This is a genomic window from Streptococcus sp. ELY_90 (assembly GCF_058314475.1).
Genome location: NZ_JBZFUJ010000004.1, coordinates 125,074 through 150,003 on the forward strand (window position 1 = coordinate 125,074; position 24,930 = coordinate 150,003).

The 24,930-nt window shown below is 42.7% G+C and carries 23 protein-coding genes; 8 read left to right on the plus strand and 15 right to left on the minus strand.

Features of this window, described 5'->3' with window-relative positions; genetic code table 11:
• The 3 genes from AC4HAF_RS03970 (at position 1) to AC4HAF_RS03980 (ending at position 1,955) form a co-directional block, all read left to right on the plus strand.
• Positions 1-348 carry a DUF1831 domain-containing protein gene (locus tag AC4HAF_RS03970; protein ID WP_491090437.1) on the plus strand — a complete coding sequence of 116 codons (348 nt, stop codon included), beginning with the start codon at positions 1-3 and terminating at the stop codon, positions 346-348.
• Between the two features lie 234 nt (positions 349-582).
• The gene (locus tag AC4HAF_RS03975; protein ID WP_491090435.1) at positions 583-1,236 is read left to right on the plus strand and encodes a redox-sensing transcriptional repressor Rex; all 654 of its coding nucleotides are present in this window, start codon (positions 583-585) and stop codon (positions 1,234-1,236) included.
• A 17-nt stretch (positions 1,237-1,253) separates the two neighbouring features.
• Entirely contained in the window at positions 1,254-1,955 is a 702-nt protein-coding gene (locus AC4HAF_RS03980) for a gamma-glutamyl-gamma-aminobutyrate hydrolase family protein (protein WP_491096760.1), read from the plus strand.
• Here the strand turns inward: AC4HAF_RS03980 and radC are convergent.
• The 9 genes from radC to AC4HAF_RS04025 form a co-directional block, all read right to left on the minus strand.
• Positions 1,952-2,632 (minus strand): RadC family protein, encoded by a 681-nt coding sequence (radC, locus tag AC4HAF_RS03985; protein ID WP_491090433.1) that lies wholly within the window; start codon positions 2,630-2,632, stop codon positions 1,952-1,954. The genes AC4HAF_RS03980 and radC overlap by 4 nt on opposite strands.
• Before the next feature lie 96 nt (positions 2,633-2,728).
• Positions 2,729-3,460, minus strand: a complete 732-nt coding sequence (locus AC4HAF_RS03990; RefSeq protein WP_491096761.1) for a DUF3307 domain-containing protein — start codon at positions 3,458-3,460, stop codon at positions 2,729-2,731.
• A complete protein-coding gene (locus tag AC4HAF_RS03995) occupies positions 3,447-4,133 on the minus strand; it encodes a SatD family protein (protein ID WP_491096762.1) in 687 nt (228 codons plus the stop codon). The genes AC4HAF_RS03990 and AC4HAF_RS03995 overlap by 14 nt, the downstream gene beginning before the upstream one ends.
• 134 nt (positions 4,134-4,267) lie before the next feature.
• On the minus strand, positions 4,268-5,815 hold the full coding sequence (gene ffh, locus AC4HAF_RS04000; protein ID WP_491096763.1) for a signal recognition particle protein: 1,548 nt from the start codon (positions 5,813-5,815) through the stop codon (positions 4,268-4,270).
• 35 nt (positions 5,816-5,850) lie between these two features.
• On the minus strand, positions 5,851-6,183 hold the full coding sequence (locus AC4HAF_RS04005; RefSeq protein WP_057490846.1) for a putative DNA-binding protein: 333 nt from the start codon (positions 6,181-6,183) through the stop codon (positions 5,851-5,853).
• A 159-nt stretch (positions 6,184-6,342) separates the two neighbouring features.
• Positions 6,343-8,073, minus strand: a complete 1,731-nt coding sequence (locus AC4HAF_RS04010; protein WP_491096764.1) for an ABC transporter permease/substrate binding protein — start codon at positions 8,071-8,073, stop codon at positions 6,343-6,345.
• A 2-nt stretch (positions 8,074-8,075) separates the two neighbouring features.
• Positions 8,076-9,278: a quaternary amine ABC transporter ATP-binding protein gene (locus AC4HAF_RS04015; RefSeq protein WP_491090427.1), complete on the minus strand. Its 1,203-nt coding sequence runs from the start codon at positions 9,276-9,278 to the stop codon at positions 8,076-8,078.
• 122 nt (positions 9,279-9,400) lie between these two features.
• Positions 9,401-10,033, minus strand: coding sequence for a GntR family transcriptional regulator (locus AC4HAF_RS04020; protein ID WP_491096765.1), 633 nt, complete (start codon positions 10,031-10,033; stop codon positions 9,401-9,403).
• 10 nt (positions 10,034-10,043) lie between these two features.
• Positions 10,044-10,742, minus strand: a complete 699-nt coding sequence (locus AC4HAF_RS04025) for a GntR family transcriptional regulator (protein WP_491096766.1) — start codon at positions 10,740-10,742, stop codon at positions 10,044-10,046.
• Between the two features lie 199 nt (positions 10,743-10,941).
• On the opposite strand from AC4HAF_RS04025, the gene guaA reads away from it, so the two are divergent.
• The gene (guaA, locus tag AC4HAF_RS04030) at positions 10,942-12,495 is read left to right on the plus strand and encodes a glutamine-hydrolyzing GMP synthase (protein WP_491096767.1); all 1,554 of its coding nucleotides are present in this window, start codon (positions 10,942-10,944) and stop codon (positions 12,493-12,495) included.
• A 398-nt stretch (positions 12,496-12,893) separates the two neighbouring features.
• Here the strand turns inward: guaA and AC4HAF_RS04035 are convergent, their stop codons facing one another.
• From AC4HAF_RS04035 to AC4HAF_RS04045, 3 genes are all read right to left on the minus strand, one after another.
• Positions 12,894-14,009 (minus strand): 5-methyltetrahydropteroyltriglutamate--homocysteine S-methyltransferase, encoded by a 1,116-nt coding sequence (locus AC4HAF_RS04035; RefSeq protein ID WP_491096768.1) that lies wholly within the window; start codon positions 14,007-14,009, stop codon positions 12,894-12,896.
• Positions 14,010-14,191: 182 nt separating this feature from the next.
• Positions 14,192-15,037 (minus strand): alpha/beta hydrolase, encoded by an 846-nt coding sequence (locus tag AC4HAF_RS04040; protein WP_491096769.1) that lies wholly within the window; start codon positions 15,035-15,037, stop codon positions 14,192-14,194.
• 189 nt (positions 15,038-15,226) lie between these two features.
• A complete protein-coding gene (locus AC4HAF_RS04045; protein ID WP_491096770.1) occupies positions 15,227-16,897 on the minus strand; it encodes a formate--tetrahydrofolate ligase in 1,671 nt (556 codons plus the stop codon).
• Positions 16,898-17,094: 197 nt separating this feature from the next.
• Here AC4HAF_RS04045 and AC4HAF_RS04050 point away from each other — a divergent pair, with 197 nt between their 5' ends.
• The 4 genes from AC4HAF_RS04050 to AC4HAF_RS04065 all read left to right on the plus strand — a co-directional run bounded on the left by AC4HAF_RS04050 (position 17,095) and on the right by AC4HAF_RS04065 (position 20,771).
• Complete coding sequence (locus AC4HAF_RS04050) at positions 17,095-17,781, plus strand: phosphopantothenate--cysteine ligase (protein ID WP_491096771.1); 687 nt, start codon at positions 17,095-17,097, stop codon at positions 17,779-17,781.
• On the plus strand, positions 17,774-18,313 hold the full coding sequence (gene coaC, locus AC4HAF_RS04055; protein WP_491096772.1) for a phosphopantothenoylcysteine decarboxylase: 540 nt from the start codon (positions 17,774-17,776) through the stop codon (positions 18,311-18,313). The genes AC4HAF_RS04050 and coaC overlap by 8 nt, the downstream gene beginning before the upstream one ends.
• A 75-nt stretch (positions 18,314-18,388) precedes the next feature.
• Positions 18,389-18,961, plus strand: coding sequence for an ECF transporter S component (locus AC4HAF_RS04060; RefSeq protein WP_491096773.1), 573 nt, complete (start codon positions 18,389-18,391; stop codon positions 18,959-18,961).
• A 94-nt stretch (positions 18,962-19,055) separates the two neighbouring features.
• Positions 19,056-20,771 (plus strand): phospho-sugar mutase, encoded by a 1,716-nt coding sequence (locus tag AC4HAF_RS04065; RefSeq protein WP_491096774.1) that lies wholly within the window; start codon positions 19,056-19,058, stop codon positions 20,769-20,771.
• A gap of 60 nt (positions 20,772-20,831) precedes the next feature.
• Here the strand turns inward: AC4HAF_RS04065 and AC4HAF_RS04070 are convergent, their stop codons facing one another.
• The 3 genes from AC4HAF_RS04070 to AC4HAF_RS04080 are packed head-to-tail and all read right to left on the minus strand — an operon-like array spanning position 20,832 to position 24,930.
• A complete protein-coding gene (locus AC4HAF_RS04070; RefSeq protein WP_491096775.1) occupies positions 20,832-22,577 on the minus strand; it encodes an ABC transporter ATP-binding protein in 1,746 nt (581 codons plus the stop codon).
• A complete protein-coding gene (locus AC4HAF_RS04075; RefSeq protein ID WP_491096776.1) occupies positions 22,574-24,307 on the minus strand; it encodes an ABC transporter ATP-binding protein in 1,734 nt (577 codons plus the stop codon). The genes AC4HAF_RS04070 and AC4HAF_RS04075 overlap by 4 nt, the downstream gene beginning before the upstream one ends.
• A gap of 17 nt (positions 24,308-24,324) precedes the next feature.
• A complete protein-coding gene (locus tag AC4HAF_RS04080) occupies positions 24,325-24,930 on the minus strand; it encodes a lysozyme family protein (RefSeq protein WP_491096777.1) in 606 nt (201 codons plus the stop codon).

Sequence of the window (24,930 nt, forward strand, 5' to 3'; positions counted from 1 at the left end):
ATGGCTTTTGAAAAAACAGTAAATTTACCTGATTGTAAATACAGCTATACCATCAGTCCCAGCGTAAAAAGATTCACTCTGCGGGACACTGCCTTTACTCAAAACAAGCTGGGAAATTATGAACTCAGCCGCCTTTTAGAAAAGGTCCCCAACAGCGGCGACGGCTTTTCTCTGAAAATTACCATTAACAAAGATTTGACCGGCTTTAAACTGACCATTACAGACAAATCCGGACTGCGACCCGTTAATATCTTTAAATCCGAGAAAAACCAAATCATCCAGGATAAGTTTTATTTCTTGATGAACAGTTTGGCTGAGCGTGACATCTTTGTGAAAAAGGAAAATTAAGCTGACTTCAGCACAGTGCTTCTGCTGCCTGCTGAAAACATATTTTTAATAAAACAAGGGAGAGGGTGGGCTGAAACTTCGATAGCTTTTCGGAGTTCCAGCTTCCTTCTTTTTACGTGTATAAGTAAAACTGAAATCCTTTTATAAGAAAAACTTATGCCCACTTCAAAGAAAAGATGTTGCAATTTTCACAATCTTTTTTTAAAATAGTAGTACATAGCAAAGGAGATAAGTATGGTTACTCTTGACAAATCTATTCCCAAAGCGACAGCGAAGCGCCTATCACTTTATTATCGTATTTTTAAACGATTCCATTCGGAAAATATTGAAAAGGCAAGCTCTAAGCAGATTGCTGAAGCGATTGGTATTGATTCAGCAACCGTTCGCCGTGATTTTTCTTATTTTGGCGAGCTGGGACGCCGCGGTTTTGGCTATGATGTCAAAAAATTAATGAATTTTTTTGCAGATATTCTCAACGACACTTCTACGACTAATGTGTTGCTTGTCGGGGTCGGCAATATCGGCCGTGCTCTTCTCCATTATCGTTTTCATGAGCGCAATAAGATGAAAATAGCTATGGCTTTTGACACCGACGACAATGAGCAGGTTGGCCAGCTCACTGATGACGGTGTCCCCATTTACGGTATTTCCAGTATCAAGGAAAAATTAGCCGGAACAGATGTTAAAACAGCAATTTTGACTGTTCCCAGCAGCAAAGCCCAGGAAGTTGCTGATACGTTGGTTGAAGCCGGTATCAAAGGAATTTTGTGCTTTTCACCGGTTCACCTGTCACTTCCAAAGGGAGTTGTTGCTCAGTATGTTGATTTAACCAGCGAATTACAGACGCTATTATATTTTATGAATCAAGAAAAAAATTCGAAGAATTGACAAAGTAAGGAGGGTCTATGACCAAATCCAGACCAATTATCGGTATTTCGGGTAATGAAAGACCACACGCAAAATTTCCTGATATACTGTGGTCCTATACACCATCCGGCTATGTTAAGGGAGTACAGAAAGCCGGCGGTCTTCCGCTCGTGATTCCTGTCAGTGAGCCGGATCTTGCCGCATCTTATGTTTCCATGGTTGACAAGCTTATTTTAACAGGCGGTCAAAATGTCGACCCTGTTTTTTATGGGGAAGATAAGGATACCAGCGACGATGATTTTTATTTAGCGCGTGATTTGTTCGAATTTGCTCTTGTTGAAGAAGCCATTAAACAGGAAAAACCGATTTTCTCTGTCTGCAGGGGCACACAGCTGATGAATATTGCTTTGGGAGGAACACTCAACCAAGATATAGAAGACCACTGGCAAGACGAACCGAGTGACTATCTCAGCCAAAACATGCTGATAAAGGCTGATACTGCCTTGGAAAAAATTTACGGTACTTCTGCCTCTATTAATTCCTTTCATCATCAGAGCATCAAACGGCTGGCCGATGACTTAGAAGTCATTGCCTATGATCCTGCTGATGACACTATTGAAGCAGTAACATCTACTAATCCCGATATTAATTTTTTGGGGGTTCAATGGCACCCTGAACTGTTGTTTGAGTCACGAGAAGAAGATCAAAAACTTTTTGACTACGTCGTTAATGAACTTTAAATAAGATCCGTCTCTTCACGGAAACTGTAATATTCCTTCTTCCCGACTATAATATGATCCAAAAAAACGATTCCTAAATCATCACAGGATCGTTTTATTTTTTCTGTAAACGCCAAGTCATTTTCACTGGGATAGGTTGAACCTGAAGGATGGTTATGGACAACGATAAGCGAGGTTGCCATACTTTTGCAGGCATAGTGCAGAATTTCCCTGGGTTCGGCAACAGAACGCCTGACGCTGCCGATAAAAATGATTTTCTTTTTGATAATACGGTTCTGTGTATCAAGATAAATGGCAACCAGATGTTCCTGTCTTTTATCGCCCAGTTCGGCCATCATGACTTTTGCTAAGCGTTCGCTGCTTAAAATGCGTTCTTTAAAACTATATTCTGATTGATTAATTCTCTTCGAAAATTCCAGAATGGCCTTGATTTCTATTGACTTCAACTGACTGATACCTGCAATCGTCTGCAGTTCCTCAATTGATAAGGTGCGAAAATCAGCTATGCTGTCCAAACGCTCTAAAATGTTGTTGGACAAATTTAAAACATGGTCTTTTCTGTTACCGGTCCTTAGTATAATCGCCAACAGCTCCTGATTGCTGAGGCTTTCAGGACCATAAGTCAGTAGGCGCTCCCGCGGCAGCAGAGCTTCTTTTGTAAATTCTATACTGTACATTCATTTACCCTCCACTACTACTATTCGTATTTGTTCCTATATTTTCTCAGTAAAAATCAAAGAGGCTTCTACCGGTACCCGGTAGAAGCCATTTAATCATATTAGGCAAAGGGCATAGACTGCCAAAACACTGATAATACTGAAGAGGGAGCCTATGAGATAGTATTCTGCAAAAGCCTGATTTTTAGAAATTTTATCATAACGGGCAATTGACTTGGCCGTAAAAACCAGACCGATAGAGGCAAACTGGCCAAATAGAAGAAATATTCCCATAATCAAACGTTCCAACAAACCGATGGTTGCCCCTGCTCCTGTAATGGTTTCATCATCATTGGTATTTTTTACCTGATACTTGCTGAAAAACAGCTTAAAGATGATATTAATCGGTTTGGTAATAAGAACCACAAACAAAATCAGCTTAAGACCGTGCTGCATATCGCTTACCCATTCAACAGTGATCGGTTCACTAAACAGATAAATCGTGGTAATCGCCAAAAGATGCATCGCCTGATCAAGAAGAAAAGCAGCCTTATCCAACTGCCGCTTATGGTAAAAAGGATAGAACAAAAATTTAGCACTGTCAATCACCGCATGGCTGGCAAAAACCAGCAGTGCCATAGCAAAAGCGTGCGGGACACAAAGACTGATAACAATCAAAGGCAGAGCAACAATGCAAAGATGCTTACACAAATACCGCCAATCATAAGACTTCAAATCTGCCATTTTTTGGCTTTGCCATTGAAAATCAGCTAAAAAATGGGCAATGAGGAACACTGTCAGCATAGGGTTATGCGACAGAAAGTGAGATACAAGATTAAAATGAATCATCTGCCGCTTCTCCTTTAGTTTCAATAGCACTTAGCAATAAATCGACAGCTGCTTTTTTATTTCTCAGGTAAATTTTTAAACCGCCGGATTTGAGACGTTTGTTAAAACTGCTCGGGCTTAACTGAAGCAGCTCGGCCATCTCCTTGTGAGAAAACTTTTCTTCATAAATTCCTTTGCGCAGCAGACCGATAAGCAGCTCAGCCTGAGTAGCCGTCCATTTTGACTTAATAAATTCACAGGCAGCTAAGACAGCATTGATTTGCCGGGCAGCAAAGGTATCATCCAGAGCTACCGCCAAATGATTGCTGCCATAGTCGTTCTTATCATGGATATAATCAATGGCAGCTCTGGCATGCCAGTAGGCAGGACCGTCCGAACCGATGCTTTGCTTAGGATTAACAGCTGTCAGCATACTGCCCGCTCCAATTCCAAACCTGATTTGGTAGGGCTGAAACCCCATCGCAATATCATCAATAATCTGGAAAATCTGTGTATTGGGGCACAGCAAAGCTTGAAATTCATCCCCTGTCGTTATGGTAAAGGGAGATTCCAGCACAGCTTGATAGCGGGAATTGATCTGATTTAAAATTTCCTGAAGTTTTTCTTGACTTTCAGGCCGATCTTTTATTTCTCGCGAAGCAATAATATCTCCAATAATCGCAATATGGGTCATTTTATTCCTCCTTATAATGTCTATTATAACGGAAATTTTATAAAATGTCTATTATAACGGAAATTTTATAAAATGTCTGTCTCAGTGACAATTCCGGCAAAGACACTATCAAATGGCAAGAATCCTTGTGACTGCTATCTTCTTCTTTTCTTGGCCTTCTTCATTTTTTTAGCCATCTTTTTCATAGATTGCTTCATGGCAAATTCTCCGACTTTGCCTTTGAAGCCACCGCCAAACATCTGACCCATATCCATGTTGCCGCCGAGAGCTGACATATCAGGCATTCCGCCCTGCCCCATCATTCCGTCAAGGGCAGATGCATCCATATTTTTAGGCATATTATTAGGATTAAGACCCATTTGCTTCATCATTTTATTCATATCGCCAGACAAAACGCCCTGCATCATTTTTTTGGCCTGATTGAAGTCTTTGATAAACTTGTTAACATCAACAAAGGTGTTGCCCGATCCTGCTGCAATCCGCCGCCGCCGGCTGGGATTCAAAAGATCCGGATTTTCACGTTCAGCAGGAGTCATTGATGATACCATAGCTCGTTTTCTGGCAATATCACGCTCATCAACCTTAACATTAGCAAGTGCAGGATTATTAGCCATTCCCGGAATCATTTTAAGAATATCTTCCATCGGCCCCATATTTTGCACTTGGTCTAACTGATCAATGAAATCATTGAAATCAAAGGTGTTTTCGCGCATTTTTTCAGCAAGTTCTGCTGATTTTTGCTCGTCATAGTCCTGACTGGCCTTTTCGATCAGGGTCAGAAGGTCTCCCATACCCAGAATACGCGAAGACATCCGATCCGGATGGAAGGTTTCAATGTCAGTAATCTTTTCTCCGGTACCTGTAAATTTAATCGGTTTGCCGGTAATTTGCCGGATAGAAAGCGCTGCACCGCCGCGTGTATCGCCGTCAATCTTAGTCAGAACAAGACCGGTTATTTCCAGCTGATTGTTAAACTCTCGAGCTACATTGGCAGCTTCCTGCCCGATCATACTGTCGACAACTAAGAGAATTTCATTGGGATCGGCCAAGGCTTTGACATCTCTCAGTTCAGCCATAAGCTTTTCATCAATTTGCAGCCGCCCTGCTGTATCAATTAAGACATAGTCATTGCGATTTTCTTTAGCCTGAGCCAGACCTTCCCTTACAATCTCAACTGCCGTGTGATCTGTTCCCATTTCAAAAACAGGTACATTAATTTGCTGCCCGAGCGTTTTTAATTGGTCAATGGCAGCCGGCCGGTAAATATCAGCAGCAATCATCAGCGGCCGGGCATTTTCTTCTTTGACCAGCTTATTAGCCAGTTTTCCGGCAAAGGTGGTCTTACCTGCCCCTTGAAGTCCGGCCATCATAATGATTGTCGGAATCTTAGGGGATTTTTCAAGTTCAGCTGTTTCAGACCCCAAAATTGCCGTCAGCTCTTCGTCAACAATTTTGATAATTTGCTGCGACGGATCTAATGTATCGATGACTTCATGTCCGATAGCACGCTCACGCACACGCTTGATAAAATCTTTTACAACCGGAAGAGCAACGTCAGCTTCAAGAAGGGCCAGACGGATTTCTTTGGTGACTTCCTGAACATCTTTTTCTGAGAGTTTTCTCTTGCCGCGTAGATTTTTAAAAACACCTTGCAGGCGTTCTGTTAAACTTTCAAAAGCCATTTATTTTTCTCCTTATTATTGGAAATACTAGAACATTAATCTCGATTGTCAATACTGATGAGAACAGAAATTTTTTCCTGCAGATAAGCGTCCTCGGGATACTTATCCAAAAGATCATCAAAAATTTCACTGCGAACAATATAATCAGAATACATATGCAGTTTCATCTCGTAATCCTCTAAAATTTTTTCAGTCCGCTTAATATTATCGTAGACTGCCTGGCGGCTGACCTTGAATTCTTCGGCAATTTCAGCCAGACTGTAATCATCAGCGTAATAGAGCTCAATGTAGTTCATCTGCTTATCTGTCAGCAGCGCTGCATAAAACTCAAAAAGGGCATTCATACGATTGGTTTTTTCAATTTCCATAAGCTTTATTTTATCATATTTGAGCCCTAAAATCATCCGGTGAAGAAAATAAAATGAGATTAGAGCCGAACGACGCCTCAAAAGTCAGACAGAAAATCTAACGATCGAGGCTGCAGTTCATTCCTAACCTCATTATATTTTTATATACGGCAAATCATTTTATTTACTGTCTGTCCAAGAAGCAACTTTTTTAGGATGATTTTTTATCCATTTTTTAGCAGCTTTCTCAGGAGAAGTACCGTTACTGATATCGAGCATGACCGATTCCATATCGCTCTGCGACCAATTAAAGCTGTCGATAATTTTATTAACCTCAGGCATATCCTTTTTCAGCCCCTTGCGGGTAATTGAATGAATACTTTCGCTGCTGCCGAAGGATTTTTCAGGATCCTTTAAGTATTTTAACTTATACTTGGCAAATATCCAGTGAGGCGACCAAGCGGTAACAACAATTTCTTTTTTACTGTTATACGCTTGATCCAAACTGGTCGTCATAGCTCCTGTTGAAGAAGACACGACTTCCCAGCCAGACAGATTATTATAGGCTTTTTGTGCCTTTTGAGCAGATTTCATGATACCGGCACCAGGCTCAATACCTGTAATTTTTTTATCGGCTTGGTCGCTTAAATCTTCAATGCTGTTGACATTTTTCATATAAGTTGGTACAGCAAGACCCAGCTTAACACCTTTAAGATTTGATCCTAGATCAACAACATCCTGCTTATACTTCTTGTATTGGTCTGCATGCGTATTTGGCAGCCAAGCGCTGACGGTAGCATCGGTTTCACCTTTAGCGATTGACTGCCACATAACAGCATTGTCAAGCGGCGTCATTTCTACTTTATACCCCTGTTTTTCCAAAACCTGAGCTAATACGTTGGTAGAAGCAACTTCTGAATCCCATTCAACATAGGTCAGCTTGACTGTCTGTCCGGCACCTGCTGAGTTGCCTTGCACAAATACACGGGCAAGGGCAGAAAAAACAAATAATGCAAGAGCTGCGACAGCAATGTAAGTATTTGCTTTTGAAGATTTCTTCTTAGCATCTGTGACTTTTTGGTTGGCAGTCTGACTGAAGCGGTCAATGATAATTGCTAAGATAACCAAAGCCAGTCCATTGACGAAACCTGAACCGATGTCAGCATGCTGCAGGGCAGACAGGACACCGCGGCCAAGACCGGGTGCTCCGATCATAGAACCTGTAACAACCATGGAAAGCGCCAGCATAATCGTCTGGTTAACACCGGCCATAATTGTATTTTTGGCTAAGGGCAGCTCAACCTTGAACAATTTTTGCCTTGGAGTGCTGCCAAAAGCATCCGCTGCTTCAATCAGCTCTGTCGGAATTTCGCGAATAGCAAGATTGGTAAACCGAACAGTCGGAGGCAAGGCAAAGATAACAGAAGCAAATACCCCCGGAACAATACCGATACCAAAGAAAGCAACAGCCGGTATCAGGTAAACAAAGGCAGGCATGGTCTGCATGAAGTCCAAAATAGGGTTGATCACTTGTTTAACGGTATCATTCTTTGCCATCCAAATTCCCAAAGGAATCCCGATAACAATGGAAACAAAACTGGATACCAGAACTAAGGTGAACGTATTGATCAAATCTCCCCACAGGCCTTGATTATAGATAAAGAGCAGGCCGAGCAGGGTAAATGACGGCAGTGTCCACTTCTTTCCAGCTAAGAAAAAGGCGGCAGCGGTCACTAAAACAATTAAGAGCAAAGGATTAATAAATGACAGGGTATTGGTAATCCCATCCATGATAAAGTTCCCGACCGACTGGATTAAGTTAAATAAACCAGAAAAGGTGTGTGTCAGCCAGTTGGTGAATCCTTCAATCCAATCAGCAACAGGTAATTTTCCTATCAAAAGTACATTCAAAACTATTCTTCCCCTCCTTCTGCATCATCTCTGGTGTTAGCGAGAGCTTCGATAACACGGCCCTTGATAATGACACCTAAAAGCCGGTTATTATCATCCGTAACTGCGATTGGTGCAGCTGAGTCATAAATCAGAGGCATAATATCTGTAATAACAGTATCTTTAGAAACTGTTCGCACATCGCGGTCAACGACATCGGCCAAAGAAAGTCCTTTGCGTCTTGCTTCGATAGCAGCTTCTGCAGTGACCGATCCTACTAATTGACGGCGGCGGTCAGTAGCCATCAGCATGCTGACTTCTTCATTGTGCATTCTTGTCAGAGCCACCTGAGGACCGTCAACTTCAATAGCTGTTGTCAGCGGTTTGATCATGATATTTTGAGCTGTTAACACTTTAGAACGGTCAACATCTTCAACAAATTCGCGGACAAAATCATTAGCCGGTTTGGTCAAAATTTCTTCACCGGTACCAATCTGCATGATTTGCCCATCCTTCATCAGGGCAATACGATCGCCGATTCTCAGCGCTTCATTCAGATCGTGAGTAATGAAGATAATTGTCTTTTGAACCTTTTCTTGCAAGTCCAGCAGTTCATCCTGCATTTCCTTACGGATCAACGGATCCAAAGCCGAGAAAGCTTCGTCCATCAAAAGAATCTCAGGATCATTAGCCAGAGCACGCGCTAAACCAACACGCTGCTGCATACCGCCGGAAAGCTGATTCGGATACTGATCTTTAAAAGCCAGCAGATTCGAATTGTCAAGAGCACGTTCAGCCAGTTCAACCCGTTCTTCTTTAGGAACGCCTCTCAGCTCCAAACCAAATTCCGTGTTTTCTAAAATGGTTTTGTGAGGAAAGAGTCCGAAATTTTGGAACACCATATTCAGTGTATGCCGTCTGACTTCACGGAGTTCTTCGGCATTCATCTTAGATATATCACTGCCGTTGATGTAGATATCTCCTGAGGAAGGTTCAATTAAGCGGTTTAAAAGCCGAATCAGGGTTGACTTCCCTGAGCCGGAAAGTCCCATAATGACAAAAACCTCACCTTCTTTGACATCAAAACTGACATCATAGACACCTACTGTAGCGCCTGTTTGTTCTAAAATTTCTGTCTTGCTTTTTTGTTTTTTGATCATCTCAAGCGCTGCTTTTTGCTTTTTACCAAAAATTTTGGTGAGATGCTTGACTTCAAGTTTGTTCAAGTATATCCCTCATTTCTAATCTATTTCCAAAAATCAACTGACCACACTATTATATAATTATATGGTCAGTATGTCAAAGAGAAAGGCAGGCAGACGCCTGCAATATTTATTAAATTATTGTGTCATAAAATGTCAAAAAGATTTTTCATCCGAGAAAAAGAGCGGTCATCACCGACAAAATAAAGAGTATCGCCTTTTCTGACGGTAGCATAGGGTCCCGGCGATAAAAGCAGCTCTCCTTGACTTTTAAGAGCTACTACTGTTGCTCCCGTCTGATGCCACAAATTCAAATCCACTAAGCTTTTATCAAGGTTAGAGCTGTTACTATCAAGAACCAATTCAAACGGTTCAAAGGGAAATTTCTTGCGAATCAGACTGGCCTGTGATAAAAATACTTCAACCATCTCATTCATCGCTTCCAGCTCTTCTTTTTGTCTTGTTAAACTGGCCTGAATATTCTGCTTAATTTCCCGTAAGCCTGAAGTGGCCTCAAACTGCTCTAAAAATTCAATTGCCTTGTCCCTGGAAACAACAATAACCCCGCTTCCCTGCTTGACTGAAACGATATCTAAATCAGCCAGTACATTGATTGCCTTTCGGGCAGTCTCAGGAGAAACATTGAAATAGCTGGAAAGGGTTGAACGGGATTTTAATTTTTGCCCCAGAGGAAATTTACCATCAACAATACGTTGAGCAATTCCGATAGCTACTTTTTGATAGCGAGGATTGCTGACCATTTTTTCTTTTGCTGCCATTATACTTACTCTACTTATTCTCTAGATAAAATTCAAAACGATCGCCGACATACTGGCTGCGGACATACTCAAACGGCCTGCCATCTTCAAAAAAGGAAATCTGTGTCAGGCTTAAAACCGCATGACCGCGCGAAATCGCCAGATAATCCGCAGTCGTTTCGCTGGCATTGCTGGCCGAAATAGTCTGCTGGCTCTTACCGATGACAAAGCCGTTATCTGTCAGGGTCTGAAAGAAATGTTTGGTAATATCTTCTTTTTTGAAATTCTTTATAATTTTTTCAGGGATCGCTGCTACTTCAAAAACAACGGGAATGTCGTCCGCATACCGCACACGCTCCATCCGAATCACGTAGGCGTTGGGCTTAACGTCCAAAAATTTAATTTCCTGCTCGCTCGGGTGTACCCGCTTATAGGAAACGACTTTCGTTGAAGGTGTTTTGCCTTGTGATTTGACAATTTCAGTAAAGCTGGTTGTTCCCCGCATCTTTTCTTGGACACGGCTGCTGGCAACATAAGTACCGCTTCCCACACGGCGCTCTAAAATCCCCTCCTCAACAAGCAGCGTTATAGCCTGTCTGAGTGTCATCCGACTGACTTCAAAGCGGTCTGCCAGATCGCGCTCACTGGGCAGGCGGGTACCGATTTTCCACAGACCTTCATCAATCTCCTTTTTAATCTGATCATGGATCCGAATATAAGCTGGTAGCATCCTTTCTCCTTGTCAATAAAACGGTTTTGTATTTATAGTACCAAATTTACAGACCTTTTGCAAAAGCTCCTGACTGCTGACTGAGCTTTCTGGCCAGGTTTTCCTGAAAATCTGCTGTCAAATTCTGCAAATTGTGCTAAAATAAAGTGATTATGTCTTTGCTAGCTGGCCTAGTGAAACAGTGAAAGAAAGGGAGACAATGACTGACATTAAAGACATTCAAAAAATCATTGTACTTGACTACGGCAGCCAGTACAATCAGCTTATTGCCCGCCGCATCCGCGAGTTCGGTGTCTTCTCAGAGCTGAGAAACCACCGAATCACAGCTGATGAAGTTCGGGCTATTAACCCCATCGGTATTATCCTATCCGGGGGACCGAATTCTGTTTATGCTGATGACGCTTTTGGAATTGATGAAGGTATTTTTGAACTCGGCATTCCCATTCTTGGAATCTGCTACGGCATGCAGCTGCTGACAGATAAACTCGGCGGTAAGGTCCTTCCGGCCGGTCAGACCGGAAACAGCGAATACGGTCAGTCGCTTCTTCGTTTAGCAGCTGATTCAGAGCTCTTTAATGGAACACCTAAAGAGCAGACTGTTTTAATGAGCCACGGCGATGCTGTTACCGAGATTCCACAGGGATTTGAGCTTATCGGTGATTCTACAGACTGCCCTTATGCGGCTATTGAAAATACCGACAAGAAAATTTTTGGCATCCAGTTTCACCCTGAAGTCCGTCATTCCGTTTACGGCAATGACATCCTGCGCAATTTTGCTCTTAATATCTGCGGCGGCAAAGGAGATTGGTCCATGGATAATTTCATTGACATGGAAATTCAAAAAATCCGTGAGCAAGTCGGCAGCCGCAAGGTTCTTTTGGGACTTTCGGGCGGAGTTGACTCATCAGTTGTCGGCGTTCTTTTGCAGCGGGCTATCGGTGATCAGCTGACCTGTATTTTTGTTGATCACGGCTTGCTTCGCAAAGGTGAAGGCGACCAAGTTATGGAAATGCTCGGCGGCAAATTCGGTCTCAATATCATCCGAGTTGACGCTTCAAACCGCTTTTTAGACCTTTTAGCCGGTGTGGAAGATCCCGAAAAGAAACGAAAAATCATCGGCAATGAATTTGTCTATGTCTTTGATGATGAAGCCAGCAAACTCAAAGGTGTTGATTTCCTAGCTCAGGGAACACTCTACACAGACGTTATCGAATCAGGGACCGAAACTGCTCAAACCATCAAATCACACCACAATGTCGGCGGTCTGCCGGATGATATGCAGTTTGAGCTGATTGAACCTTTGAACACACTCTTCAAAGATGAAGTCCGGGCACTTGGCACTGCCCTTGGTATGCCTGATGAAATTGTCTGGCGCCAGCCTTTCCCGGGACCGGGTCTTGCTATCCGTGTCATGGGAGAAATCACCGCAGAAAAATTAGAAACCGTCCGTGAATCCGATGCTATTCTCCGCGAAGAAATTGCTGCAGCAGGTTTGAGCAGAGACATCTGGCAGTATTTCACAGTCAATACAGGTGTCCGTTCGGTCGGTGTTATGGGAGACGGCCGCACTTATGACTATACTATCGCCATTCGGGCTATTACGTCTATCGATGGTATGACAGCGGACTTCGCCCGTATCCCTTGGGATGTTCTTCAAAAAATTTCTGTTCGCATTGTCAATGAAGTTGACCACGTCAACCGCATCGTTTACGATATCACCAGCAAACCGCCGGCAACGGTTGAATGGGAATAAATGGCTAAACTAATTTGAAATGAAATGGTTGGTTTAACAGCATTTCTAAGTGTTATAAAATGTGAAAATAGAACTAAATTGATTTGGTCCCCCGTTAAAACCCCATCAGAAAATTATTTCTGATGGGGTTTTAACATGCTCTTAGTCCACTAAAACTTGATAGCTAGCCAGTTTTGTCATATATTTGCGAACTTTTTTAGCAAGTGCTGTTTGATGATTTTTCGTATGATAAATTATCGGAAAGTCCTAAAATAAGGATTTCAAACCCAAACCTGACATCCGCTAAATTCAGACTGTTGTTACCATATGGCTGCAAATCATAACCAAAGACCCTCTGAAAATTTTTCAGAGGGTACTTCTCATGTCTTATCGGATATGTATCAGTTCGCAGTAGGCTGTCATCCCCAAACTTCGTCGAGAATTTCCTTTACCAGAGCCAGCTTCTTCCACTGATCCTGTTCGGTGATAAGGTTACCTTCTTGGGTTGAAGCGAAGCCGCACTGTGTGGCCAGCCAAAGTTGGTCCAGCGGCAAAACCTTTTGAGCTTCGCGAATGCGTTTGATGATAGCCTCCTTATCTTCCAATTGGCCGTCTTTGGTAGTAATAAGTCCCAGTACAGCCACCTTATCAGGATTTTTAAAAGCTGCTAAAGGTTCAAATCCGCCAGCTCGATCAGTATCATATTCCAGAAAATAGGATGTGGCATTTTCACGTCCAAACAGTGTTTCAGCAACAGCTGTATAAGGACCGCTGGTCGCATAAGTTGATTGATAATTGCCGCGGCAAATATGAGTGTTGATGGTCAAATCATCCGGAAGATTTTCCAAAGCCTTATTATTGATGTAAAGAAGGCCTTCGCGAATAGCGTCCTTGTCTACTTCTCCTTTGGTAACCGTCTTATAAAACTCATCATCCATGATGATACCCCAGGTGCAGTCATCTAATTGGACAGTTCGGGCACCTTCTTCATAAAAAGCGAGGATAGCCTGATGATAAGCTGTTGCTAAATCCTCAATGAGTTCTTGCTGGTCAGGATAGACAGCCAAAGCTTGTTCGATATTTTTACCCCTTTGCAATTCGACTAAACACTGAGCGGGAGCGGGTATGGTTATTTTAGCCTCTACACCGCGTTCGTCTGCCAGTTTCTTTAAAAATTGATAATGCTGGATAAATGGATGGTGATCTTTTACAAAACGGATTTTTCCACTGACAACTGCCGAGTCGTCGTTGGTTTCAACCCCTTGAAACAAGAGCCCTTGGCCATACTGAGAACGTTCAATACCGTCAAATCCCCAGAAAAAGTCCACATGCCAGTTCGCACGCCGAAATTCTCCATCTGTCACTTTTTCAAGTCCGGCAGCGACTTCTTTATCCACTAAATCTGTGATTAAGCGATCTTCTATGGCCGTCAATTCTTCTCGGGAAATTTTTCCGCTTTCAAATGCTTGGCGGGCTTCTTTTAATTCAGCCGGGCGAAGAAAAGAACCGACATGTTCAAAATATTTTTTCGTCATTTTATTAACCTCGTTTGTTTTGATAAGGCTATTTTACCAAGGGACTATATAGTTGTAAATTATATTTTTCTCATACAGATATATAGCTAATAACTATAGCAAGTGCTCCTGCTTGCCCCATGAAAAAACACCAACGAGAGTAATCATCAAGTTGGTGCGTTTCTTTTCCAGTAATTAAAAAACTATTTTCCCCAGAGGAAATCAATAAGAAGCTTATCCAATTGAGGATTTTCATGTAATTTACTGTGACTTGCTAACTCGCCGGTAAAGCGATGCTCTTTATATGATTTTGCTCGGTCAGCAATGAGGTATTTCAGTGTGCGAGAAGACTCATTGGTAACTAAACCATCAGAACCATCACCTATGTCACCGTAGAGATTCAAAACATGCACTTGGTTTTTGGGATAACGCCTGCGCAGTTTCAGCAAACGCTGATATGCTGAGGTCATCTTATTGGGACGTCCTGTTTTGCTGTCTACGGTCAGCCCTTCTGGCAGCTCATAGCCTCTAATACCATCAAAATGTCCGGCAATATCGACTTGTTTTTGCAGCTGAGGAAGTTTTTTATTTTGAGCGTTAGCCAGCAGGTAAAAATGAATAGCCATATTGCCCATGGAATGCCCTACCATGTTCATTTTCTTAAAATGATAAACAGCCTGGAGCTTACTGACAACTGCTTTAGCATAGCCGCCATCAACTGCATAATCGGTGTTGCGATTATCTGCAAAATTGACCTTAACAATCGGATTGACAGCATTTTTAGGGATGTCTCCAGCTAAAGTAACCTTTCCTTTTCGATCAACATTGGCAAGGATAACCGTTTTTGTGACACCGGCACTTTTGGCAGCTTCTACCATATGCGTTTCCGCATGGGCACTGCTTCCATAGCCATGAAAGAAAATTGTCGGCGTCTGTGATTGAATATAATTCACTTTATTTAGAGCATTAGCCTGGCTTTGATAGTAAAAAAAGGTCAAGGCCCCAGCAAAAGCTGTTATCAGACCGATAAGCAACAGTTTCTTTTTCATTTGCAGTACTTTCTTTATTAACTTGAACCGTTATTCTATCATATTTTTCGGAAAAATAGGGGAAAATTATGTTTCAAGTTTTTTAAAATCAAGAAAATAATTGACAGCATACTTTCAAAAGGGCAAAGAAAAGCGAACTGAATTTTATTTCAATTCGCTTTTCTTAAATGAAATGTTACCCACTTTCCCTTAAAACAATCCAAGCGCCGTTCCGTCAGCAGCGACATCCATGTTGAGCGCTGCCGGCTTTTTAGGAAGACCCGGCATAGTCATCACATCACCTGTCAGGGCTACAATAAATCCGGCACCTAATTTAGGAACTAATTCACGAATGGTGATATCAAAGCCGGTCGGTGCGCCTAAAAGACTAGGGTCATCAGAAAAACTGTACTGCGTTTTAGCCATGCAAATCGGCAGCTTGTCCCAGCCGTTTTTAACAATTTGTGCAATCTGAGTTTTAGCTTTCTTTTCAAAGACAACCTTGTCAGCCCGGTAAATCTCACGGGCAATCTTAGTGATTTTTTCTTCAATGGTTAAATCATTGTCATACAAACGTATATAGTCAGCCGGTTTCTCATCAATTGTTTTGACAATCGTTTCTGCCAGCTCGACGCCGCCTTCGGCTCCCTTGGCCCAGACACTTGCCAGCTCGACAGGAACATCAATTTCAGCGCACAGTTCCCGCAAAAGAGCAATTTCTTCTGCGGTATCCGTTACAAATTCATTGATAGCTACAACCGCAGGAATACCGTACTTGCGGATATTTTCAACATGGCGGGCCAAATTGGCAAAACCTGCTTTAACAGCTGCTGTATTTTCTTCACTTAAAGCATCCTTAGCAAGGCCGCCATTCATTTTAAGTGCGCGAATTGTAGCGACAATAACAACAGCATCCGGACTTGCAGGCAGATTAGGCGTTTTGATATCAAGGAATTTTTCAGCACCAAGGTCAGCACCGAATCCGGCCTCTGTTACCGTATAGTCAGCCAAACGCAGAGCTGTCGCAGTTGCCAGAACAGAGTTGCAGCCATGAGCGATATTGGCAAATGGGCCGCCGTGAACAAAGGCCGGCGTTCCGTAAATAGTTTGGACTAAATTAGGCTTGATAGCATCTTTCAGAATCAGAGCCAGTGCCCCTTGCACTTTCAGATCGCGGACGTAAACGGGTGTTCTGTCATAGCGGTAACCGATCATAATATTGGACAGACGCTTTTTAAGATTTTCAAGGTCTGTTGCCAGACAAAGAATAGCCATGATTTCAGAGGCAACCGTAATGTCAAAACCATCTTCGCGCGGAATGCCGTTGACCGGACTGCCCAATCCTACAGTCACATGGCGCAGGGCACGGTCATTGAGGTCGAGGACGCGTTTCCAAATAATGCGGCGCTGATCAATTCCCAATTCATTTCCTTGATGCAGATGGTTGTCAATGAATGCTGCTAAAGCGTTATTAGCGGTTGTTATAGCATGCATATCACCTGTGAAATGCAGATTAATATCTTCCATGGGCAGGACTTGAGCATAGCCGCCGCCGGCAGCACCGCCCTTGATTCCCATGACCGGCCCTAAAGAAGGTTCACGAATGGCAATCATCGCTTTTTTGCCGATTTTATTGAGAGCATCCGCAAGTCCGATAGTTACAGTTGACTTCCCTTCACCGGCTGGAGTTGGGTTGATAGCAGTCACCAGGATTAGTTTCCCCGGCGTGTTTTTCTCAACTGCTTTAATTTTGTCAAAGGTCAATTTAGCCTTATATTTGCCGTAAAGTTCGAGGTCGTCAAAGTCAATTCCCAGTGGTTTAACCACTTCAGCGATGGGCTTAAGTTCAGCACTCTGTGCGATTTCAATATCCGTTTTCATGATAGCTCCCATTTATATTTTTTCTTTATTATAACAAAGAATAATAAAAAACGCACTTTATTTAGATAGATAATTAATAATGTTCGGATTTTATATTGATTTCAAAAAATACTCCAGCTGTCAATCGGTTTTGAGCAGAATTTCTCTCACAATCTTTTTTAATTTACTAAATCTTAAATTTACAGTAAAATAACACTATGAAAATTTTGATTACATCCGGCGGAACAACGGAAAAAATTGACCAAGTAAGGGGAATTACCAACCACTCAACAGGCCGTCTGGGAAAACAGATAGCAGAGCGTTTTTTGGCAGCAGATCACCAAGTCACCTTGGTGACTACTGCTTCTGCCGTAAAGCCTCCTAAACAAGAAAGACTTTCGATTCTGGAAGTCTCCACAGTTGCCAGTTTGATTGACACTTTGGAACCCTTAGTTAAAACACATGATGTCCTAATTCACAGCATGGCAGTATCTGACTATACGCCTGTTTATATGACAGATTTGGAAGAAGTCGAACTTGCCGACAATCTGAAGCAGTTTTTGACCAAGAAAAATACACAGACCAAAATCTCATCCCAGGCAGACTATCAGGTGCTTTTTTTGAAGAAGACTCCCAAAGTTATCGGTTTGGTCAAACAGTGGAATCCGGCCATAAAATTAATTGGATTTAAACTGTTGGTAAATGTCGATAAAAAAGAGCTCTTTCAGGTAGCGCGCACCAGCCTAGACCGTAATCAAATGGATTATGTTCTGGCAAATGATTTAACTCAAATTTCAGCTGAGCGGCACACAGCCTATCTCTTGGATAAGACTGCGGCTTACAAAGCGCAGACAAAGGCTGAAATTGCTGATTTAATTTTTGAGAAGGTGACTGAAAATGACTAAGACTATATTGCTGGCTGTTTCCGGCAGCATCTCGGCTTATAAAGCTGCTGATTTAACCAGCCGGCTGACAAAATCAGGCTACAATGTCAATGTTTTAATGACAAAAGCTGCAACTCAGTTTATCACACCTTTAACGCTGCAGGTTTTATCAAAAAATCCTGTCCATACGGATGTGATGCAAGAGAATGATCCACAGGCTGTTAATCATATTGAACTGGCCAAAAAAGCCGACTTATTCTTACTGGCACCGGCATCTGCCAATACGATAGCTCATTTAGCCCACGGCTTTGCTGATAATATGGTGACCAGTGTTGCCTTGGCTCTGCCGCAGGAGGTTCCAAAACTCTTTGCTCCTGCAATGAATACCAAGATGTATGACGATCCTGCCACGCAGCATAACATGGACATGCTTAGGCAGTTCGGCTATGAAGAAATCGAACCTCGTTCCAGTCTTCTGGCTTGCGGTGATGTCGGACGCGGTGCTCTGGCAGATCTCGACACCATCATCCAAAAGGCGGAAAACACTTTATAAGACGTCATTGAAAAGCTTGTCAGATTGACAGTAAACCTGTATACTAAAAATACTTTATGCTTTCAAGGAGAATCTATGACTAAAAAAAGAAGTTCATCTGATATCGCCGTTATTGCCATCTTTTTTGCAGTAATGCTGATTATTCACTTGCTTTCCAGCTTTATTTTTAATTTGTGGCCGGTTCCCATTAAACCAACCATTGTTCATATTCCGGTTATTATCGCTTCTATCGTCTACGGTCCCCGCATCGGAGCTATTTTAGGCGGTCTGATGGGACTTATCAGTGTTGTCAATAACAGTATTATTTTGCTGCCGACCAGTTATCTTTTTTCACCTTTTGTGGAACACGGCAATTTCAAGTCTCTGATTGTGGCTTTGGTGCCCAGAATTCTCATCGGTATTTTCCCTTATTTCGTCTATAAACTGCTGAAAAATAAGCTCGGCCTCATCTTAGCCGGTGCTGTCGGTTCAGCGACCAATACTGTTTTCGTCCTTACCGGAATTTTCATTTTCTTTGCTTCTGTCTATGGCGGCAACATTCAAACGATGCTGGCCGGCATTGTTTCTGCAAACTCGATTATTGAATTAATCATCTCTGCAGCCTTGAGCGTTATTATTGTTCCCCGATTGCTAAAACTGAAAAAATAATCACGTGAAAACGTGATTTTTTTTAGTGAAAGTGGTATAATGAAAGCGGTTAAACAATTTAACGGAAATTTTCAAAAAGGAGCTTTGCATTATTATGGCTTATCAAGAAACTTATCAAAAATGGTTCGATTACGCTGATCTTCCTGCCTATCTTCGCGAAGAGCTGGCTGCAATGGATGAAAAAACCAAAGAAGATGCTTTCTATACAAATCTTGAATTTGGCACGGCAGGTATGCGCGGGCTTATTGGTGCCGGTACTAATCGCATTAATATTTATGTTGTCCGCCAAGCAACCGAAGGATTGGCAAAATTAATCGAGACCAAAGGTGAAGCTGTTAAAAAGCGCGGTGTCGCTATCGCCTATGATTCTCGCCATTTTTCTCCGGAATTTGCCTTTGAATCAGCACAGGTTTTAGCTCAGCACAGCATCAAGGCTTATGTTTTTGAATCTCTGCGTCCTACACCAGAGCTGTCCTTTGCTGTGCGCCACTTAGGTACATTTGCAGGTATCATGGTTACAGCCAGTCATAATCCTGCACCATTTAACGGCTACAAGGTCTATGGTGAAGACGGCGGTCAAATGCCCCCTGCTGATGCTGATGCTCTAACCGATTTCATTCGTGCTATTGACGATCCGTTCACAATCGAGTTGGCTGACTTAGAAGCAAGTAAGGCTTCCGGTCTTATTGAAGTTATCGGAGAAGCTGTTGACCTTGAATACCTGAAGGAAGTTAAGGATGTTAACATCAACCAGAAATTGATTGATGACTACGGCAAAGATATGAAAATTGTCTATACGCCGCTTCACGGTACAGGCGAAATGCTGGCTCGCCGTGCCTTAGCTCAAGCTGGTTTTGAATCCGTTCAGGTTGTCGAGGCGCAAGCTGTTCCGGATGCTGATTTTTCAACCGTCAAGTCTCCAAATCCAGAAAATCAAGAAGCTTTCTCTCTGGCCGAAGAACTCGGACGTCAGGTTGATGCCGATGTCCTCGTTGCAACTGACCCGGATGCTGACCGTCTCGGCGTCGAAATCCGCCAGGCCGACGGTTCTTACAAGAACCTCTCCGGCAACCAAATTGGTGCTATTATTGCTAAATATATCCTTGAAGCGCATAAAACAGCCGGCACTCTGCCTGCCAATGCTGCACTTTGCAAGTCTATCGTATCAACCGAATTAGTCACTAAAATTGCTGAAAGCTACGGTGCGACGATGTTTAATGTCCTGACCGGCTTTAAATTTATCGCTGAAAAAATTCAGGAATTTGAGGACCACCACAATCATACCTACATGTTTGGTTTTGAAGAAAGCTTCGGTTATCTCATCAAGCCGTTTGTACGAGACAAAGATGCAATTCAGGCTGTTCTTATCGTTGCGGAAATTGCTGCCTACTACCGCTCCCGCGGTTTGACCTTGGCTGATGGTATCGAGGAAATTTACAAGGAGTACGGCTACTTTGCCGAAAAGACCATTTCAGTTACTTTGTCCGGTGTTGACGGGGCTGCTGAAATTAAAAAGATTATGGATAAATTCCGTGATAACGGTCCTAGTCAATTTAACGCAACTGCTATTGCCAAAACAGAAGATTTCCAAGCACAGACAGCAACCACTGCTGCCGGTGTTGAAAAGCTGACAACACCTCCAAGCAATGTGCTCAAATATACTTTGACAGATGATTCTTGGATTGCTGTGCGTCCATCAGGAACAGAACCAAAAATTAAGTTCTATATTGCAACTGTCGGCAGCTCATTGGCAGATGCTGAAAATAAAATTGCTGCTATTGAAAACGAAATCAACGCTTTTATCGGCTAATTGCCAGTCATTATAACGAAAACAAAAAGTACCTGAGAGTCTAACTCTCGGGTACTTTTACTAATTACTAATATGCTCTTGGGCAGTCTGCATCTGATAATAGACACCGTGCTGCTTCATCAGGTCCTTGTGAGTACCTTGTTCAACAATATCACCCTCTACCATAACCAAGATAAGATCCGCACTTTGGATGGTTGATAAGCGGTGAGCAATGATAAAGCTGGTTCGATTTTTCATCAATTTTTTAAAGGCTTCTTGAACTAAAATTTCTGTACGTGTGTCAATAGAGGATGTTGCTTCATCTAAAATCAGGATTTTAGGGATATGGACAAAAATCCGTGCTATGGTCAAAAGCTGACGCTGTCCTTGTGACAGCGACTCCCCGGCATCTGCCAGATAGGTATCATAACCTTGGGGGAGCTGCTTGATAAAGAAATCAGCATTGGCCGCTTTGGCTGCAGCAATGACCTGTTCACTGCTGGCCTCAGGATAGCCAAAGGCGATATTTTCAAGGACAGTCGCCGTTTTCAGCCATGTTTCCTGCAAAACCATACCGATTTGCTGCCGATAAGAAGCTTTACTGTAGGCTGTTATCGGCACATCGTCTAAGAGAATCTGACCCTTTTGCAAATCATAAAAACGCATCAGCAAGTTGATCAAGGTTGATTTGCCGGCTCCTGTCGGTCCAACGATTGCTACCTTGGAGCCCTGAGGAATACTAACAGATAAATTTTTAATCAAGGTCTGCCTGCTATTGTAACCAAAACTGATATTATCAAAGGCGATAGCTCCCTTGACAGACTGACTTTCTAATTCTTTTTGTCCTTCATCTCTGGCTTCTTCTTCATCCAGTATCATATACAGACGTTCAGCACAGGCCAGAGCGCTCTGCAATTCTGACATCACAGAAGAAATATCATTAAAGGGCTTAGTATATTGAGTGACATAATTCAAAAAAGTGGTTAACTGCCCAACGGTGAAATTTCCGCTGATAATCCGCAGAGCTCCAATACCGGCTAACAGCGCATAAATCAGGGCATTGATAAAGCGGGTTGAGGGATTGACTGTCGACGAATAGAAAATAGCACCCTGTGAATAGTTAGCATATTTCTCATTGAGCTCCGTAAAGGTCTCAATGAACTGTTCTTGGGCATTAAAGGTCTGAATTAAACTTTCCTGCCGCAGGCTTTCTTCAATATGCTGCGTAAAAGCGCCTCTGGCTCTTGTTTGACTTTGATAAAGGCGATAACTTTTTTGAGCAATAAACCGAGCCACAAACAAAGAAAGCGGCGTCAGTGCCAATACCAGAACCATCATGAAAAGGTCCAGCTCAGCCATAGTCAAAATTGTCAGCAAAATTGTCAGAAGTCCGACAAAAAACTGATTAAAGACCATCAACAGGCCGTTTGAGAGCTGCTCGACATCTGTCGTCATTCGGCTGACCAGATCACCAGCAGAGTGGCTGTCCAGATAAGACAGGGGAAGGCGGTAGAGCTTTTCAATCAGTTCTTGCCGCAATTTTTGACTGTAGGTAAAGACCAGTCGATTGTAAATAAGGGGATTGAACCACTGAATCAAAGTGTTCAGAGCAACTACCAAAATCATTTTGCCAAGAATCATCGGCAGAAGCTCGTGGACATTTTCAGCAACGACAGCATCAACTGCCTGCCCGATTAGCACCGGCAGATAAACGGTTAAGCCTACTTGGACAAAGGTACCAAGCAAGGCGGCAGCAACCAGCAGTTTTTGCTGCAGCATGCCGGCTGTCAAACGTTTGAGGGTATCTCTGTTGTTTCTTGCTTTCATTGAAGCCCCTCCTCTTTTGGATGCTGTGAATAGTGAATCTCCTGATAAAGCGGACTGGTTTCCAGAAGCTTTTCATGGCTGGCAAGAGCCACCTGCTCACCTTGATCCAGTACCAAAATATGATCTGCTTTTGAAAGACTGTTGGTCCTTTGAGAAACCATAATCAAAGTTGTTTGCTGCAGATTTTTTTTAATGGCAGCTAGGAGCTTTGCTTCTGTCAGATAATCAAGAGCTGAGGTAGCATCGTCTAAAATAAGCAAGGGCCTGTCATGCAGCAAAGCTCGGGCAATGGTCAGCCGCTGCCGCTGGCCGCCAGAAAAATTTCGGCCGAAAGCCTCTACCTGAGCATCCAGCTGACCTGATTTTTGGCGGACAAAGTCACTCGCCTGTGCCATATCAAGCGCCTTCCAGAGCTCCTTGTCATCTACTTTTTTATCCAGACCGAGTGTCAGATTGGAACGGATGCTTCCCTTAAACAGTTCAGCTTTTTGCGGAACAAGACTGATCCAATCCCGCCACTCTTTAATGGTATGAGCGCTTCTGCCGTCATTAAAAACAGCAACCTGACCCTGCTGAGGCGAATAAAGACGCAGCAAGAGCTGAATCAGACTGGACTTGCCGGAACCTGTTCCGCCGATAATACCGAAAAATTCCTGTTTGTTAATGGTAAAGGAAATATCCCTTAAGGCTGCTTTGGCTGCCTGAGGATAAGAAAAAGTCATTTTATTAACCTTGACAAGGGTAGCATCATCTGCTGACTCAACGGGCAAAGGTGCTGTTATGTCTTCATCCTTTTGTTCAAAAACCTGAGCAATCCTTTGGGCACTGATAAAACTTTGATTTAAAGAAGAAACCAGCATAGTCAGCTTCAAAAGCTCAACTAAAATTTGCAGCAGGTAATTAACTAAGGCAATGAGCATCCCTTGGCTCAAATGATGATCTGCAATAGCTATCTGTCCCTGCCAGATTACAACAATCAAGGTTGCATTGACTGCCAGGTAGGTCAAAGGTGTTATTAAAGTTGCAATATAGCCTGTCTTAATCTGCCAATCCGTATAAGCTTGGTTGGTCTCTTGAAAATGCTGTTCTTCTGCTTCTATCTGGCCAAAAGCACGGATAACGCGGCTGCCTTCTAATTGTTCGCGTGTCAGTCCGACTATTTTATCCGTTAAGCGCCGAATCTTGTCATACAGGGGATTTACCACAACAGACATTAAATAGACCAATACAAAAAGCACAACAACCATGAGGAAAAACCAAAGGGTAATTCTCGGGCTGATAAAAAAGGCCATTAAAACAGAACCGAAAACGATAATCGGTGCTCTCAGAAAAAGGCGTAAAAACTGATTAATCCCTGTCTGAATCTGAAAGGTATCACTGACCAGCCGTGTTACCAGACTTGAAGTTGTCAGCTGATCCCGATTTTCCTTGGGCAGACGCATAATTTTTTCAAATAAGCTGCGGCTGAGCTGCTTGGTATAGCCCACAGCTGCCTTGGCAGAATAAAATTGGGCAATGATAGCTACCATAATATTGGAAAGGGCCAGTAAGACAAGGAAGAAAATCATCAAATAAAGATGATTTTTGTCATTATGAGGGATGTAGCTGTCCACCATTCTGGCGATAACTAAGGGAACCAAAAGCTCAAAAGAAGCCTCCAGCAATTTAAAAAGAGGACCCAAAATGGTTTCTTTGAGGTAGCCTTTAAAATAAATCAATAACTGTTTCATCCTCAGCTCACTTTCCTTTAAAGGGCACTGACAAACTTGATCAAAGCAAGATTGAGCTTGACCTGCTTGGCATAATAAATATTGCCGCCGTCTTTATAGAGTTCACCGCCGCCGTAAAAGAGTGCGACAAAATTGTAGTAACGGTAGGTTTCTCCGCTTTTATTTCCCAGACTCGGAGCAACGACATCTTTAGAGTAGCGTTTGGCCAGTTTAATGGTGTTTTTACCGCCGTTTTTAGCCACATAGGCAATATAGTTCTTCCCAAAATTATAGGCTTGAACAGCTGTCCAGGCATCTGTTTTTTTCTTTTGGGCTTCTTCCAAATTGTCCGACAAGACGGTTACTCCCTGTTTGACGCTTTCACGGCTGTCTGTAATAGTGTTGGCGATGCCGGTTGAACTTTCACTGGACTGCATCAGATCATCTTCTTGTCCTTTGGTTTCTGTATAGATCATGGCCAGCACCAAATTTTCATTGGTTCTCGTATCATTTTCGTCCAAGATTTCCCGAACCATAGGACGATAAGCAAGAACGTTTTTGACATTCTGATAGATCGTAAAAGCCTGATAGCCGATAAACAGCAAAAGACCTAAAAGAATGATTTTCAGTAGTTTTTTTTTCAT